Source organism: Orientia tsutsugamushi str. Boryong (assembly GCF_000063545.1).
Classification (GTDB): Bacteria; Pseudomonadota; Alphaproteobacteria; order Rickettsiales; family Rickettsiaceae; genus Orientia; species Orientia tsutsugamushi_C.
In genome coordinates this window covers 1,742,746-1,758,671 of sequence record NC_009488.1, presented here as the reverse complement: position 1 = coordinate 1,758,671, position 15,926 = coordinate 1,742,746, and the positions used below count along the sequence as shown (strand labels likewise).

Genomic DNA, 15,926 nt, shown 5'->3' with positions numbered 1-15,926 from the left:
ATTACCGCATCCGGCTCTCAAAAATAAGATAAGCATTATGCCTTATTTGTTGTCTAGAACATTGAGACAATCTTTCCAATTTTAGGAAAATTTACTCTTTTAAGTATCTCGGTTAGTCTTTTCCAATTCATCTTACGTTTTCCTCCCATTCTATTAAACCAGTTATATATTGCCCGTTTACTTTGGTTGATAAATGAACTTACTCGTCTTTTATTATCAGATATACCATGATAGTTGATCCATTCACCTAATAACTCTAATGACTTGTGATAATGTTTGTGTTTTATCTTGCTTGTTTAGCTGACTACGCAAATATTTTCTCAGTCCTTTCAGTTTCTCAGTAAAACGATCTCTCCTTGAGGTATATTTTAGTCTCCATGTTATGCCAAATCTTGATTTTCTCCAATAGCAAGTAAATCCAAGAAAATTATAACTTGCGATCTTCCTGCATTGTTGGGCTAAATTTGCAGCATGGTCTCTACCAGATTTTATCATTTGTGATTTAGCTTCATTGATATTTAGCCCATACTTATTTAACCTTTTAGGCAAAACATCATAAAACCTTTTCGCATCTGCTTCCCTTTCAAAGACAAATACCATATCGTCGCAGTACCTCACCATTCCTGTTTGTCCCATTAAGTTTTCTTTGCTGATTTTTGCAAACCAGCTATCTATAACATAATGCAGAAAGACATTTGCCAGGATTGGTGAAACTATTGATCCTTGACGACAACCTTCTTTGTTAGTAACTATAGTACCATTTTCTATGATTGGTGTTTCAATCAGTTTCATAACTAGTCTTAGAAATTTCTTGTCAGATATTCTCTTTCTTAGAAATTCCATCAACTCACAATGCTTGATTGTATTGAAACACTTTGTTATATCAATCTCTACTATAGCCCCTTTATTGAAGTTATACGTAAGTCTATTTAACTCCCTTAAAGCGTCGTGTGCATTTAATTTAGGTCGAAATCCATATGAATACTTTAAAAGAATATTTGCTCAAACACAGAGTTTAGTATCTTGCTTACTGTAGACTCGATTATCTTATCTTCAAAACATGATATTACCAAAGGTCTTTTGCCTCCATCTTCTTTTGGAATTTCTGTTATTCGTGCAGGTTTAGCCTGATATTTCCCATTGCAAATTCTAGTAAGAAGCGAGAGCAGATTTGCTTTCAACTTCTTACCATAATCCTCTTTGGTTATACCATCTATTCCTATCGCTTTCTTGCTATCGAGTTCCTTATATTGTTCTTCTAATATCTTTAAATCAATGATATGTCCAAGATTATTAAACTTTATGTCTTGATTTAGATTATTAAACTTTATGTCTTGATTTTTCGATGATAGCAACTTTATACGCTCAAGTTTCGTTAACCATGTATTTCTGTCTATGCTGTGTACAGCCATTGTTTCCCTCTTGCATTCTTACTTTTCTGCTAACCCTTTGCTCCACCCACATTACTAGGTTTCATCACTACTATGGCTAACTCAGCCATCCTTACACCATCTCCAAAGCCTTATGTTTCATCACTTGTACTTTGAATACTTACTTAATTACGTAAGAGTTATAAGGACTTCTCAAGTTGTGTCATTAATCTTTACAAACTCGCTGACGCCTGCGACCCCGGTGGTTGAAAATTTTTGGATTTTTACTAGTTTGACCTCCAATCTTCTTTTGCCTACTATGTGCTAGAACATATCGGCTTCCACTACATCTCACTTTCAGGGCTATCACGTTCACCATTTGGTTTCGGCTCGAATGTTTCACTGTCTACGCTTTACTACTGTCGTTACCTTCAGCAGCACAAGACTCGCTATATGGTGGATCTAGCTTCTCCTTCCATAACTGGACTTTCACCAGTGAGATTAATTCACCTTTTCTCTTGACGCACCTAGCATACAGCTCACAGTATTTATTTAGCTCTATGGCAATTTCTCGTAATTTAAGGTACTTAGCAAGAGGTATAAATTCTTGCTGAGTTCTAATGACGATTTTTTGTCTTTTTCATAAGGTTTTATTGATACAGTCTGAATATTATGGAATCGCTCGAAAAGCTTAATTAATAATAGTTCTGTTTTATTTTGCCTATAAAATGTTTGAATCATTTCTCTAGAACTGATTTTTTTATTATCCTTAATCCTGGTGAGTTCTGAAACCTGTTCTGCAATTTTTTTACCAAATACCTTAACAATCTTTTCTTTAGTTAGTGTTGTGTCTTCGATGGTATCATGTAGTATTGCTGTAATAATCGTATCTGTTTCAAAGCTGTAGTCTGCTATCATATAAGCTACTTCTAATGGATGCATATAATATGGCTCTCCTGTATCTCGAAGTTGTTTGTCATGATATTTTTTAGTATAGAACATTACCTATAAGCAAAATTGGTCTTCTAAGGCAGATAGTATAAGTATGAAGATTTATATATGTTTGGCATAAAAATTTTTTTCAACCTATTTTCAACCTTTTGAACAAAAATTTGACTGTAATTTTATAAAAAAATTATTTTCTAAAACACCTACTATAGCTGTATTTTTGGAGATGAAAAATGCGCCCTGTAGTAATAGTTGTAATATTATTAAAAATAATAGTAACAATAATGACACAATATTTTATAACTTTATTGGAAATATCATTCCACCAGAATGGAGAAAGCTAAGTGGAGATAATGGAAAAGCATTAAGTAAAACATCTAAACAGCTTTTATCATTCATAGTATTTAGACTACATATCTATTACAACAAAGATATAGATGAATTACAGGAAAGTTATCAACTTTATGAAGATAAGCTGAATGTTGGTCAAAGAAGAGTTAGGCAATGCTTAGTAGAATTAAGAGATGCAGGTTTTATTGAAGTTGAAAATAGGACAATAATTAAAGACAATGTTAAGTTACGTAATGTTCCTTGCATAAAAATTCTGAAAAATTTTCAGCACTATAGTGAAAAAGGAAAAGAAGAAAATATAGCCTTACCAGAAAAAAAATTTCGTCCCAACATGAAAGAAATTTCAGGTCAACCTGAAACTTTTTTCAGGGACATATATAGATATATAAAAAAAATCTAAAATATCTAGATCTACTGAAGGTGAGTTAGTAGAGAATAACAAAAATGAAAATGAAGAACAAAATTTTCAAAATGTTGATGATTTTGAAAATGATATACGGACTTCAACTAAAAATCGCAATAAAGACATTGAATCACTAATAACAAAGATTCTCAAGTCTTCGAATGGTAAAAAAGAATGGTTCAAAAGGTACAGGCTAGAAGACTTTTACCCAACTAACACCAGAAGATGTAGTTACACTGCAACATAAGTCTGATAGAGGTTTTAACATATACTTTATCAACAAATTACTATTAAAGCTAGCAGATCAATATTCGAATTATCATTTTGGCGGTAAGGCATCAGTTCTAAACTATATGGCAAAAGCGTTAGCAAATGAATTACGAACTACTGATCAGGCAAATAGTGACAACTGTGGATTTGATAACGTAGAAAAATTTAATAAGGAAAAATATCTTGCGCAAATTGAAACAAGGACAAATCTTAGTAAGGAAAGCCAGTTGAAGCATAAAATTGCTGGTTCTTTTGAAGCAGCTATGGCTTATCAAATTTTGACTTCTTGTAGTTTTGGGCCAGCAGTTCGAACTAAGTTTTTTGTTAAGTTGCTTAAAAATATTACACTAACAGAATGTGATAGATCAAAGATATTACAAGCTGTACAAGATGTATATGGATACGACAAGAATTACAAGTTACACCATTTGAGCAACTCAAAACTGTTTCACAGAAACAAATCAATGAAGAAGAGTATCTCTTGAATCTGAGTAAACAATTGGACTCCAACTCAACTTGGTACAAAGTACGAGAATCTTTGATTAAAAGTTATGGTCAAGCTATCGATAAATCATGGTTTAGTCCATAAAAGTTGTAAATGAAGATAATGTTAATAAAAAAATATTCATTAAAGCTAAAACAGGATTTGCTGATAGTTACATCACAATCAACCATATGGAAAATCTTGCGCACGCTTTTAAAGCTCAAGGGTTTTCTTTTGAGTTAGTTAAGTTCGAATAATTTTAATAAAATTTAAAGAGTGATATGGAAAAAGATCTTGCAAAGATTGCTCCAAATAATATTTAAGCAGAGCAAATGATACTTGGGGCAATTCTGATTAACAATCGTGCGCTATATAACATTAACGAATTTTTACTGCCGGAACATTTTTATGAACCATTACATGGTAAAATATATAAGTCAATTAATCTCATTATTAGTAAAGGAATTAGTGCTACTGTAATTTCGCTCAAAAATATGCTAGGCAATGAACTCGCATTTGAGGAAATAGGTGGAGTAGATTATCTAGCTAAACTTACAACTTTAGCATTAAGTATAGTTAATGTTAATGAGTACGGCAAAATAGTATATGATCTCGCACTGCGGCGTTATTTAATTGAAATTGCAGAAAAAATAGCAACGAATGCATATTCTTCTACTTTAGCAGATACAGCTATAAGCCAGGTAGAAACTGCTGAATCTCAGTTATATGATTTGGCTTCAAGAGGAACTTTAAGTCAAGGATTTATAAAATTACAAACTTCTATCGAACTTGGAGTTTCTTTACTATATCTTCTTTCTATTCTGATGCAACTATTTTTTGATTTATGTTATATACCATTGAATAACTATAATACCTCTTAGTCTAATTATTACTAGATTAGTTGCAGTCTTACCATAGCTTACTTCTGTTCTATCAATAAACTTTTTGCATATTGTACTTATGCTATGCATTCTCTGAGTTTGTAGATTTTTTAGACTTTGAAAGTTTTATTGCATCAAAAATTGATAAAGCCTGAGTAACTACTGAACTACTGTCATTAATGTTTGATGGTATAATTACTGTATTAGTTTCTTTAGCTATTTTGGATAAAGCATCGATATACTGTTCTGCAATACGTAGCGAGACAGCATCACTTCCTCCTGTATTATTTATTGCTTGCGCAAGTCGCTCTATTCCTTCAGCTGTAGCTTTTGCAACTAGTAATATAGCTTCAGCTTCACCTACAGCTCTATTAACTTGATCGGTTTTTGCAGCTTCAGAATTTAAAACCACTTCTGCTTTTCCTGCTTCTGCTAGGTTGATTTGCGACTGCCTCTTTCCCTCTGATTCAAGTATTTGAGCACGTTTTTGTCTTTCTGCTGCTACCTGAAGCTCCATAGCTCGTAATACAGATTGTGGAGGGTAAATATCCTTAATCTCATATCTCATACACTGAATTCCCCAGTTTGCAGCTGCATGATTAATAGATGTTACAATAGCTATATTTAAATTTTCACGTTCCTCAAAAGTTTTATCTAGTGGAATCTTTCCTATCTCTGATCGCATAGTAGTTTGAGCTAATTGAGTAATCGCATAATATGGATCACTAACTCCATAAGAAGCTGCTACTGGATCTATAATTTTAACATATAGTACTCCATCAATAGATAAGCTAACATTATCGTTAGAAATAGCTGTTTGCGCAGTTACATCAATTGCTTGTTCCTTTAAGGTATGCTTGTATGCTACTCTATCTATCATTGGGATTATAAAATTTAACCCTGCAGGCAAAACTTTATGTAGCTTACCTAATCTTTCTATTATCCAAGCCTGTTGCTGAGGTACAATTTTAAATACATTAAATAGTATAATAACTAGTGCAACTAACACGAATATGTTGATACTTAATATCATAATTTTTATTTCCCAGAATTAATTAATTTGCTATTATACTCTAATAAATTATGATATATTGTCAAGGATATACAGTCCCATATCATATAGTTATTGCATACGCTTAAAAAGTTATTGTACAATATTTAATATATACTGAGTTATTTTATGCAAATCAACTTAGTTTCAATGATGATTTATCGTAGTATCTACCAAAGTAATTTTTAGATAGCAATGATTAATTTTAATCAAAAGTAAAAAATTTAAGTATGGACGGCTTTGAACTAAACAAAGTAGCTGCATCTATTTTATTAACAGGTGTAATAATAATGTCAGTAACTATATTAACTGATACTTTATATAAGCCACTTCTACTTCCTGCTAAGCGTGGTTATCATGTTGATGATATTAGCGATCAAGCTCAACAGGGTAACTTTAGTCCATTAGCAAAAGATGCTATATTCGAGCTTGATGAACAAAAAATTGCTGAATTAATAAAAAATGCTAGCTTAGAATCTGGTAGTAAGCTTTTCAAACAAAAATGCTCTTCTTGTCATACTAGTAATAAGGATGGAGTTAACAGAGTTGGACCTAATTTATATGATGTCGTAAATAGAATTAAAGCTACTTATCCAAATTATAATTACTCTGCTGCAATGACTTCTCAAGGTGGTAGCTGGGATGAGAAATCTTTGTTTTTATATTTACATAAACCAACTAAATACATTCCAGGTACTAGAATGTCGTTTATTGGATTACCTAATGCTAAAGATATAGCAGATGTAATAAAATTTTTAAAAGAAAATACTAATAAATAAGAAATGCTTGTAAAGATAACAATTATAAAAAGTACTAGATTTATTGCTTAATAGAATACTTTAGTAGGAATAGCATCAATCATAAACATAGTTTAAATAACATGAGCTTGATATAAGAAACATATCAAAATATAGGAAGCGAAAGTATTGCAGATTGTTAAGGTATATGTATAGTGTTAAACATTATACTTCCCTTGAAACTGATTTCAGAAGCTTTAAATTGCACAAAAATCAGAATCAATTAAAATACAATACGAGTTCGATATAAGAAGTATAGTGTAGTAGTAAGAGCTAGCTTTATACGCTCTAATTTAGAAGCATACAGTGCAAAAATTAATGAAATTGGCTAAAGAGATAAACAATTCACATGATTTTTGTAATGATAACCATGCTATTACCTTTAGTTTTGTTTCTGTCTTTACTTGAAAATCTGATGTTTTCATAAATCTTCCTAAAAACGCTAATTTAGGATAAGAAAAAGTTAGAAAGAGGTAATATACAAGGCTTGATGCTGTTTCAGCACCTTCTGATATAATTGTTACATTAGTGTTGTTCGCATTTTGTTTTGCGATTGTTATGAACGATCTACTGATTTTACTAAAGATCTTCAGTTAGTTAAAATATCTGCCTTATATCCTGTTTTCAAATTTAGATATACAGCCTGTACTATGGTAATTTCTCCTTTCACATTTTTTGCAAAAGCTGTAAATGCTGGATAATTTTCTCTCGTTTCTTAGAAGGTTTATTCTTGAATTTATTATATACATTGACAATTACAGTAAATCATATTATAAGCTTATGCTTATAATAATAAGGTGATTATTTATGAATATTAGCTGTAGTATTCCTACAGTGATAGCATGTTATCTCAAGCATAAAAACAATGGTTTAGAAGCTCTCAATCGTGATCTAACTACTAAGCTAAATCATGAATATGATGAGTTGCCGAATTCTAATTTATCTAATAATCAGATTTATGATGAACCATTAGCTTCTACTTCTTCTTATCAGACTAATATATCATTGATTCCTCCTATATATGCTATAATTCAAAAGAAAAACAAACTTTCCGATAATCAGATAGATAGTATTAACGGCAAAGCAAGTACTAACTCTACTACTGCTCTTTCTACCTTTGTTGAGAGTAATGATAATGATAGCGATAATACATATGATGATGTTGTGCATGATCAAGGAGGAAGTAGTAACAGCCACAATTATCCTAATAAAGAAAAAAATGAGGAACATTTTGAGTTACAAAAAAATCCTATTTATAATAGACCTCGTTCGAAACTGGTTAAGGTAGATCAAAATTATAAATGCCAGAGATCAAATTAAATCTATGTGAGTAGACCTAACCAATTGCTCAATTAGGCCCCTCCTCAGAACCGGACTTGCAGAATTACCGCATCCGGCTCTCAAAAATAAGATAAGCATTATGCCTTATTTGTTGTCTAGAACATTGAGACAATCTTTCCAATTTTAGGAAAATTTACTCTTTTAAGTATCTCGGTTAGTCTTTTCCAATTCATCTTACGTTTTCCTCCCATTCTATTAAACCAGTTATATATTGCCCGTTTACTTTGGTTGATAAATGAACTTACTCGTCTTTTATTATCAGATATACCATGATAGTTGATCCATTCACCTAATAACTCTAATGACTTGTGATAATGCCTGCGTTTTGTCTTGCGTATTTAGCTGACCACGCAAATATTTTCTCAGTCCTTTCAGTTTCTCAGTAAAACGATCTCTTCTTGAGGTATATTTTAGTCTCCATGTTGTGCCAAATCTTGATTTACCACAATAGCAAGTAAATCCAAGAAAATTATAACTTGTGATCTTCTTGCCTTGTTTGGCTAAATTTGCAGCATGGTCTCTACCAGATTTTATCATTTGTGATTTAGCTTCATTGATATTTAGCCCATACTTATTTAACCTTTTAGGCAAAACATCATAAAACCTTTTCGCATCTGTTTCCTTTTCAAAGACAAATACCATATCGTCGCAGTACCTCACCATTCCTGTTTGTCCCATTAAGTTTTCTTTGCTGATTTTTGCAAACCAGCTATCTATAACATAATGCAGAAAGACATTTGCCAGAATTGGTGAAACTATTGATCCTTGACGACAACCTTCTTTGTTAGTAACTATAGTACCATTTTCTATGATTGGTGTTTCAATCAGTTTCATAACTAGTCTTAGAAATTTCTTGTCAGATATTCTCTTTCTTAGAAATTCCATCAACTCACAATGCTTGATTGTATTGAAACACTTTGTTATATCAATCTCTACTATAGCCCCTTTATTGAAGTTATACGTAAGTCTATTTAACTCCCTTAAAGCGTCGTGTGCATTTAATTTAGGTCGAAATCCATATGAATACTTTAAGAATATTTGCTCAAACACAGAGTTTAGTATCTTGCTTACTGTAGACTCGATTATCTTATCTTCAAAACATGATATTACCAAAGGTCTTTTGCCTCCATCTTCTTTTGGAATTTCTGTTATTCGTGCAGGTTTAGCTTGATATTGCCATTTGCGAATTCTAGTAAGAAGCGAGAGCAGATTTGCTTTCAACTTCTTACCATAATCCTCTTTGGTTATACCATCTATTCCTATCGCTTTCTTGCTATCGAGTTCCTTATATTGTTCTTCTAATATCTTTAAATCAATGATATGTCCAAGATTATTAAACTTTATGTCTTGATTTAGATTATTAAACTTTATGTCTTGATTTTTCGATGATAGCAACTTTATACGCTCAAGTTTCGTTAACCATGTATTTCTGTCTATGCTGTGTACAGCCATTGTTTCCCTCTTGCATTCTTACTTTTCTGCTAACCCTTTGCTCCACCCACATTACTAGGTTTCATCACTACTATGGCTAACTCAGTCATCCTTACACCATCTCCAAAGCCTTATGTTTCATCACTTGTACTTTGAATACTTACTTAATTACGTAAGAGTTATAAGGACTTCTCAAGTTGTGTCATTAATCTTTACAAACTCGCTGACGCCTGCGACCCCGGTGGTTGAAAATTTTTGGATTTTTACTAGTTTGACCTCCAATCTTCTTTTGCCTACTATGTGCTAGAACATATCGGCTTCCACTACATCTCACTTTCAGGGCTATCACGTTCACCATTTGGTTTCGGCTCGAATGTTTCACTGTCTACGCTTTACTACTGTCGTTACCTTCAGCAGCACAAGACTCGCTATATGGTGGATCTAGCTTCTCCTTCCATAACTGGACTTTCACCAGTAAGATTAATTCACCTTTTCTTGACGCACAGATTATTGCTGACAAATATCGAAATAGACGTTAAAGATTCGGTCTTAGATTGAATTTGATCTCTGGCGTTTATAATATTTTGCACTACCTTAACCAGTTTCGAAAGAGGTCTATTATAATAATAACTGCCTTGAACAAAGTTACCTCTGTTGCGATGACGCATAAATCCTAATCTTACATCCATTCTGTGCCGATCTAATCTATAACCAATGCTAGCTTCTAATAGACTTCTTTCGAAACTGGTTAAGGTAGTTCAAAATTATCGCTGACAAATATCGAAATAGACGTAAAAGATTCGGTCTTAGATTTAATTTGATCTCTTGCATTTATAATTTTGAACTCTTTAACCAGTTTCGAAAGAAGTCTAATATATCGTAGTTAGTAGCAATACCAGCTGAAGATTTTAGATAAAATGGCGAAGTATCAATACTAACTTTAGAAGCATTGAAGTTTACATTATTATGCGCTGTACATATCGATGGTGAAGATAATACAACGAATGCTAACATAACAGCATAACACAGTTGTAAAAGTGATTTCAAAACAGCTACAACTTGTTTAGCAAAACTAAATTTCTCAATTTTTGCTAAACACAAGCAAGAACTATAGCTTGTGTTTTTGCTTATACACATGGTATTGATGTAAGCAAGGCAGTTTTATTGAGAAGATCTTTGTTATTTTTAATATGACCGTTGATTAGTTGTTCAATTTTTCTAATTTGTTTTTTAAGGAATTCAATATGCATTTGAATATTATTGCAATTGCTTTAGAAGCTTCTTCTAATCTATATCACCAAATTTTATGTTAATATCTCAAAACCAACATTGTAAATACAGGTTTTTTTTGCCTAAGAATACCGTACGATTTTTTTTAGTTATTCAAAAAAGCTAGTTACTTATCTGCAACACAGGCTATTAGCCTTGGTCTCACTACTGTACACTAGCTTTCTTTTTGCTATTGCTATAATTTTTATTTTATTACAATTTCACTTATTTTCATCATACAAGGCTTCCCTAAGTGTTTCTATCTTACATACATGCACATATAATCCCCAAAAAATCGCCATTACTTTTCAGCTTTAGCTTTGATATATATTTTCCTTTTCAGGTCTTGTAATTCTATTTTATCATTCGTCATTACCTTACTTGTTGTTAAAATAATGTTATCAGTATTGTGCCTTTGTTCCACAGGCGTTACTCTGCTTCATTGCTAATACATGCCACTCCGTCATCCTCTTATTTTTAATTCATTTCATAGTTTATTAGTTATAGAATCTACATTGTTCTAGAATCTTTCTTTCTGGAATTAGTAGGATTTCTACAGTTACTTAATGTCCTTATTATCATGCTGCCACTACTACTCAGCTATAGTGTTCAATTGTGTATCAGTTAGTTTTCAGTGAACATTCTGCTTTCGTTATACGGTCGCTCTAACTCAGACTTTGAGTCTTCGCATTTTCGGAGCCACTTATGCGTTTCATCTTTTTTCTTGTCCTAATCTGAAATTATTAAACAATTTGCTCAAAGTTTAGCTGATAGTTCTAAACCTTAAGCATCTTGTCCTTATTTTTATCACTTCTTAAGTATTGAGCATGCTTAATTGAGATCTATTATTTTTAACTGCAGTAATAATATAATTGATTCAATATCAACTTTCATAGAACTAACAAGAATTTGAAATCACTCAAAACTAGCAATGACAGGAGCATGATCTGAAGCTCTATGATTGTTTCTAGTATGATAATCAATATAGCAATCTGTAGCTTTTAGAGCAATAGAGATCGTACAAAGTATATAATCTATACGCATTCCTAAGTTACGCTCAAATGCTCCAGCTCGATAATCCCACCACGTAAATTTTTTTTGTCGCTGGTGAAATAATCGATAAATATCTATAAAATTATGATTTATTAACTTACGTATATATTGCTTTTCAGGCAAGGTAAAACAAGTTGTATTTTGTAACTCTATAGCAGAATAAACATCATTATCGTATGGTGCAACATTAAAATCTCCACCCAATATTATTGATTCACCTAAATTTTTACTACTATGTAAGTACTTAATAAATTTATCAATGAAAAGTAGCTTAATTTGAAATTTATCACTATTGACTTCTCCTCCATTTGGAACATAAATTGAAATAACTTTAACATATCCTACTTCAGTTAAACAATTTGCTTCAATGAATCTTGCTTGATCTGGGCAAGGGTTGCCCAAAAAAGTAAATTTTATATCTTCTAGAGGGAATTTTGATAGTATTGCAACACCATTGTATGACTTCTGGCCATTAATACTGAAATTATATTTATGTGACTCATTAATTTCTTGAAAAGGAAAGTTATGGCTTTCGCATTTGATTTCCTGTAATAAAATAATATCTGGCTGTATATCATAAATAAGTTGGTTTAGTTGATATGCTCTTGCCCTAATAGAATTAATATTCCAAGTTAAAATTTTTAGTTTACGGCTCATAATAATATTTAGTATATTTGTAACCAAAACTTTTTACAAGATGTAAGTTAGTATCATCTGTAAAACAAATAATGTATTTCTGCATAAAGGGTTATTATCTCGTTTGCAATTTATACTTTTTATCAATGCAAGGGTAGATTATATGGAACAAGAAAAATATATTAAAATGCTAGAATAGGATAAGTGAAAGTATGAAAAGTATAATACAGAAGAGGTATACAAAGAATAATCAGTTATTAAGAATAGATATTACAAAAGCATATTTGCTAAAAAGCAAATGTTAAATATAGAAACTAAATATTACATATAAAAAAAGCTTTAAAACATCTGAAGGCAAAAAAAGAAGAGAGATTAGAATTTCCGAATAAGATAAAAAGGTATAAAGACAAAGTAAAAGTTATTATCTTTATAGAAAAAGATAGGTATATATAACTATAAGCTACTATAAAACAGTTATGTTATATACTTTTCGAAAACCTATCTAAGTCATAGTAATAGCTAAACTATTATAACTGTTTTATAGCAGTTTAGCTATACTTAGATTATTTACCTACTTATTCTCCTGATTTAAATTCTATTGAGAAAAAATTGGTTCAAGCTAAATTAAGCAGAATGAAGAATCACTGTGACGTATACACCATTTTCGAAAAGTATATAACATAACTGTTTTATAGTAGCTTAGCTATATAGTCATTTACAATAGACCTCTTTCGAAACTGGTTAAGGTAGTTCAAAATTATTGCTTACAAATATCGAAATAGACGTAAAAGATTCGTTCTTAGATTTATTTTGATCTTTGGCATTTATAATTTTGAACTACCTTAACCAGTTTCGAAAGAGGTCTAATGAGGTTTGAGCATAGAAAAAAGCGATAATAGCATCATAAGATTTACCAACAGAATATTTTATACGCAAACTTCATTGTAAATGACTATATATAACAATCTGATGCATTTATGCAATAAAGAAGCGTTAACTAAATGTTACGAAGAACTTTCTGAAAAGAAAGCGGTAGTAACAAATTGCATAAAAAATAAATTACGGCTTAAGATTAATAACGCCAGATCATATAATAAAGGTAAAATATAAAAGGCTTAATTCAACCTAAAATTTACTATAAGCAAAGAGATTAATGATTAAACATTAAATCTAAAGTGAATAATATCACCATCTTGCACCACATAGTCTTTGCCTTCAATTCGCAAACGTCCGTGCTCTTTAGCTTTAGATTCACCATTATATTTTATATAATCTTCATAAGATATAACCTCTGCCTTAATGAATCCTCTTTCAAAATCAGTATGAATTATTCCTGCAGCTTGAGGAGCTAATGTACCTTTAACAATAGTCCAAGCTCGAGCTTCTTTAGGCCCAACTGTAAAATAACTATTTAAATCAAATAGCCTATAGCAAGATTTAATGATCTTGTTCAACCCAGTTTCTTGCAGTCCCAAAATATTCAGATAATCTTTTTTTTCTTCTAAAGTGCTTAAAATAGCAATTTCAGATTCAATACTTGATGAAATAATAATCATATCTGATTGACCTAATATATCGCTTTCTTGCACAGCTTTACACAAAGCGTTACCAGATACTGCTTCATGTTCTAGCACATTACAAACATATATTACTGGCTTAGTAGTAAGCAAATGCAACCGATCAAATTTGTGCCTTTTTTCGCGATATAATTGCAGATTTTTTACTGGCTGACCATTACGCAAAATTTGTTGTGCATGATATAACAGTTCTATTTCTTCTTTAGCTTTTTGATCGCCACCCCTAGATTTTTTTCCCAAGGCAGGCAATCTTTTCTCTATAGACTCAAGATCTGCTAAAATAAGCTCTAGCTCTATTATCTCAGCATCACGAACTGGATCAATACTACTATATATATGAGTAATATCTGAAATATCAAAACATCTTAAAACATGAATAATTGCATCTACATCCCTAATGTGAGACAAAAATTTATTACCTAGTCCTTCTCCAGAGCTAGCACCTTTTACTAAGCCCGCAATATCAACAAATTTAACATAGGTTGGAATAATGCTTTGCGAACCAGCAATATCAGCTAATTTTGGCAGCCTGGGATCTGGAACAGCTGCAATACCAATATTAGACTCAATTGTACAAAATGAATAATTTCCAACATTAGCAGCTTGAGTAGCAGTTAAAGCATTAAATAAGGTTGATTTTCCTACGTTAGGCAATCCAACTATTCCATATCTAAGTTCCATTTTTATCAATCAATTTTTTATCTTAAACATAAATTCACTGAATTGTTTTTGAACTGCTAGCTCAACATTTTCAGCAATTTTTCTTGCTATAGAATATAACACTGTTAATTCCTCAACTAAAAAATCAGATAAAACATAACTTGCAACTGATAAATGCTCAGAGATAGGTCTGCCAATACCGATCTTAATTCTTAAATAACTGTCACCAATTGCACTACTAATAGATTTTAGCCCGTTATGCCCTCCACTACCACCACCTACCTTTAACTTTACAATACCTAAAGGTAGGTCAATATCATCATGAATAACAATTATGTCGTAATTCTGCAACTTATAAAAATCCTTTATTAAGCAAACTGCTGTACCAGAAAGATTCATATAGGTTAATGGTTTTATAAAAATAATTTTTTGCCCTAAAAGCAATATTTTGGCAATGTCAGATTTATATTTAGTGCTTTTACTAAAGCTTAAATTATTATAAAATGCAATTTGTTCTAGAACAATATAGCCAGCGTTATGCCTTGAGTTTGCGTATTCTTTGCCAGGATTACCAAGACCTACTACCAACACTACTTACTATCAGCGCCATCTTCTGCTGTTCCTTCTTCCTCTTTATCCTGCTTACTAGATTTACCAATAACAGATGCAATGACATAGTCTGTAGTACTCTTTACTAAATTACAACCTTCAGGCAATTCTAGTCGTGATATTTTGATAGAAGCCCCGACTGAAACATTAGCAATATCACATTTAATACACTGAGGAATTTTATCTACTGGGCATAATAAATCAACATATCGCTTAACAATGTTCAAATAACCACCACGCTTAATACCTAACGACTTTTCCTTTCCTTCAAAAGAAATTGGAACTTTAACTTTTTGCATACTGCCATTCTGCTCAACCAATATAAAATCAATATGATTCATGAATTCAGTTACAGGATGCAACTGTACTGCTTTAGGCAATACTTTAAATCTTTGATCATCAACCTGTAACTGTATTACAGTCGAACTAAAAAAAGGCTTGCGATATAATTTTGCAACCTCTTTTTCTAAAGTACAAACATGGATTGGAGTAATTCCTTTTTTATATATTACTCCTGGAACCTTACCTTGGCGCCGTAAAGCTCGTGCTGAAGAAGTGCCAAAATCTGAGCGCAACTGCCCCACTAGTGTAAGCATTTCATTCATTATAATTCTCCAGAATTTTTAAATTATTATGATATAGTTAAGACTTAATAAATTCAAGTGATAATTCTTGATTATTACAGTATTTATTTCATTTTATGTTAAAATATTACTTACATTATTGAACAACTTGAGAATATCTAATTCTCTAATTTTCAAAATAATTAATTTTACTAATTTAATTCCATAAAAT

Annotated in this window: 14 protein-coding genes and 4 pseudogenes; 6 read left to right on the top strand and 12 right to left on the bottom strand. The window is 31.5% G+C overall.

Features of this window, described 5'->3' with window-relative positions:
- Window positions 1-243: 243 nt before the first annotated feature.
- From OTBS_RS17050 to OTBS_RS08290, 3 genes and pseudogenes are all read right to left on the bottom strand, one after another.
- The gene (locus tag OTBS_RS17050) at window positions 244-996 is read right to left on the bottom strand and encodes a reverse transcriptase domain-containing protein (RefSeq protein WP_232489064.1); all 753 of its coding nucleotides are present in this window, start codon (window positions 994-996) and stop codon (window positions 244-246) included.
- Complete coding sequence (locus OTBS_RS17045) at window positions 987-1,412, bottom strand: hypothetical protein (RefSeq protein WP_232488987.1); 426 nt, start codon at window positions 1,410-1,412, stop codon at window positions 987-989. The genes OTBS_RS17050 and OTBS_RS17045 overlap by 10 nt, the downstream gene beginning before the upstream one ends.
- Before the next feature lie 487 nt (window positions 1,413-1,899).
- Window positions 1,900-2,372: pseudogene (locus tag OTBS_RS08290) on the bottom strand (HD domain-containing protein); the annotation flags it as partial.
- 172 nt (window positions 2,373-2,544) lie between these two features.
- Between OTBS_RS08290 and OTBS_RS18035 the strand changes: the two are divergent.
- The 3 genes and pseudogenes from OTBS_RS18035 to OTBS_RS08280 all read left to right on the top strand — a co-directional run.
- A complete protein-coding gene (locus OTBS_RS18035) occupies window positions 2,545-3,069 on the top strand; it encodes a hypothetical protein (protein WP_041621267.1) in 525 nt (174 codons plus the stop codon).
- 356 nt (window positions 3,070-3,425) lie between these two features.
- Window positions 3,426-3,827, top strand: a complete 402-nt coding sequence (locus OTBS_RS18030; protein ID WP_332370166.1) for a hypothetical protein — start codon at window positions 3,426-3,428, stop codon at window positions 3,825-3,827.
- A gap of 331 nt (window positions 3,828-4,158) precedes the next feature.
- Window positions 4,159-4,614: pseudogene (locus OTBS_RS08280) on the top strand (DnaB-like helicase N-terminal domain-containing protein); the annotation flags it as partial.
- A 175-nt stretch (window positions 4,615-4,789) separates the two neighbouring features.
- Here the strand turns inward: OTBS_RS08280 and OTBS_RS08275 are convergent.
- Window positions 4,790-5,740, bottom strand: a complete 951-nt coding sequence (locus OTBS_RS08275; RefSeq protein WP_011945063.1) for an SPFH domain-containing protein — start codon at window positions 5,738-5,740, stop codon at window positions 4,790-4,792.
- Window positions 5,741-6,048: 308 nt separating this feature from the next.
- On the opposite strand from OTBS_RS08275, the gene OTBS_RS08270 reads away from it, so the two are divergent.
- A complete protein-coding gene (locus OTBS_RS08270) occupies window positions 6,049-6,537 on the top strand; it encodes a c-type cytochrome (RefSeq protein ID WP_232488986.1) in 489 nt (162 codons plus the stop codon).
- Window positions 6,538-7,389: 852 nt separating this feature from the next.
- Window positions 7,390-7,875: a hypothetical protein gene (locus tag OTBS_RS08265; protein WP_157866445.1), complete on the top strand. Its 486-nt coding sequence runs from the start codon at window positions 7,390-7,392 to the stop codon at window positions 7,873-7,875.
- 306 nt (window positions 7,876-8,181) lie between these two features.
- Here OTBS_RS08265 and OTBS_RS08260 read toward each other — a convergent pair whose 3' ends face one another.
- The 5 genes and pseudogenes from OTBS_RS08260 to xth all read right to left on the bottom strand — a co-directional run bounded on the left by OTBS_RS08260 (window position 8,182) and on the right by xth (window position 12,306).
- On the bottom strand, window positions 8,182-9,348 hold the full coding sequence (locus tag OTBS_RS08260) for a reverse transcriptase domain-containing protein (RefSeq protein ID WP_080571898.1): 1,167 nt from the start codon (window positions 9,346-9,348) through the stop codon (window positions 8,182-8,184).
- A 364-nt stretch (window positions 9,349-9,712) separates the two neighbouring features.
- Window positions 9,713-9,847, bottom strand: a complete 135-nt coding sequence (locus OTBS_RS18545) for a hypothetical protein (protein WP_410517954.1) — start codon at window positions 9,845-9,847, stop codon at window positions 9,713-9,715.
- Window positions 9,813-10,016, bottom strand: coding sequence for a hypothetical protein (locus OTBS_RS18025; RefSeq protein WP_162097312.1), 204 nt, complete (start codon window positions 10,014-10,016; stop codon window positions 9,813-9,815). Before OTBS_RS18025 ends, OTBS_RS18545 begins: the two co-directional genes overlap by 35 nt.
- Window positions 10,017-10,377: 361 nt before the next feature.
- Window positions 10,378-10,618, bottom strand: a pseudogene (locus OTBS_RS14645) (IS110 family transposase); the annotation flags it as partial.
- A gap of 893 nt (window positions 10,619-11,511) precedes the next feature.
- A complete protein-coding gene (xth, locus tag OTBS_RS08250; RefSeq protein ID WP_041621342.1) occupies window positions 11,512-12,306 on the bottom strand; it encodes an exodeoxyribonuclease III in 795 nt (264 codons plus the stop codon).
- A 729-nt stretch (window positions 12,307-13,035) separates the two neighbouring features.
- On the opposite strand from xth, the pseudogene OTBS_RS14640 reads away from it, so the two are divergent.
- Window positions 13,036-13,131, top strand: a pseudogene (locus OTBS_RS14640) (IS5/IS1182 family transposase); the annotation flags it as partial.
- Between the two features lie 311 nt (window positions 13,132-13,442).
- On the opposite strand, the gene ychF reads toward OTBS_RS14640, so the two are convergent.
- The 3 genes from ychF to OTBS_RS08235 are packed head-to-tail and all read right to left on the bottom strand — an operon-like array spanning window position 13,443 to window position 15,736.
- Window positions 13,443-14,543 (bottom strand): redox-regulated ATPase YchF, encoded by a 1,101-nt coding sequence (gene ychF, locus OTBS_RS08245; protein ID WP_011945057.1) that lies wholly within the window; start codon window positions 14,541-14,543, stop codon window positions 13,443-13,445.
- 9 nt (window positions 14,544-14,552) lie between these two features.
- The gene (gene pth, locus OTBS_RS08240) at window positions 14,553-15,113 is read right to left on the bottom strand and encodes an aminoacyl-tRNA hydrolase (RefSeq protein ID WP_011945056.1); all 561 of its coding nucleotides are present in this window, start codon (window positions 15,111-15,113) and stop codon (window positions 14,553-14,555) included.
- On the bottom strand, window positions 15,113-15,736 hold the full coding sequence (locus OTBS_RS08235) for a 50S ribosomal protein L25/general stress protein Ctc (RefSeq protein WP_011945055.1): 624 nt from the start codon (window positions 15,734-15,736) through the stop codon (window positions 15,113-15,115). The genes pth and OTBS_RS08235 overlap by 1 nt, the downstream gene beginning before the upstream one ends.
- Window positions 15,737-15,926: the final 190 nt, after the last annotated feature.

What these genes read in the sequence shown, in the direction of transcription:
- OTBS_RS18025 (WP_162097312.1), bottom strand. Translation starts at nt 10,016, where the DNA reads ATGGATGTAAGATTAGGATTTATGCGTCATCGCAACAGAGGTAACTTT.
- OTBS_RS18030 (WP_332370166.1), top strand. Translation starts at nt 3,426, where the DNA reads ATGGCAAAAGCGTTAGCAAATGAATTACGAACTACTGATCAGGCAAAT.
- ychF (WP_011945057.1), bottom strand. Translation starts at nt 14,543, where the DNA reads ATGGAACTTAGATATGGAATAGTTGGATTGCCTAACGTAGGAAAATCA.
- OTBS_RS17045 (WP_232488987.1), bottom strand. Translation starts at nt 1,412, where the DNA reads ATGGCTGTACACAGCATAGACAGAAATACATGGTTAACGAAACTTGAG.
- OTBS_RS18035 (WP_041621267.1), top strand. Translation starts at nt 2,545, where the DNA reads ATGAAAAATGCGCCCTGTAGTAATAGTTGTAATATTATTAAAAATAAT.
- OTBS_RS08275 (WP_011945063.1), bottom strand. Translation starts at nt 5,740, where the DNA reads ATGATATTAAGTATCAACATATTCGTGTTAGTTGCACTAGTTATTATA.
- OTBS_RS08270 (WP_232488986.1), top strand. Translation starts at nt 6,049, where the DNA reads ATGTCAGTAACTATATTAACTGATACTTTATATAAGCCACTTCTACTT.
- xth (WP_041621342.1), bottom strand. Translation starts at nt 12,306, where the DNA reads ATGAGCCGTAAACTAAAAATTTTAACTTGGAATATTAATTCTATTAGG.
- OTBS_RS08260 (WP_080571898.1), bottom strand. Translation starts at nt 9,348, where the DNA reads ATGGCTGTACACAGCATAGACAGAAATACATGGTTAACGAAACTTGAG.
- OTBS_RS08235 (WP_011945055.1), bottom strand. Translation starts at nt 15,736, where the DNA reads ATGAATGAAATGCTTACACTAGTGGGGCAGTTGCGCTCAGATTTTGGC.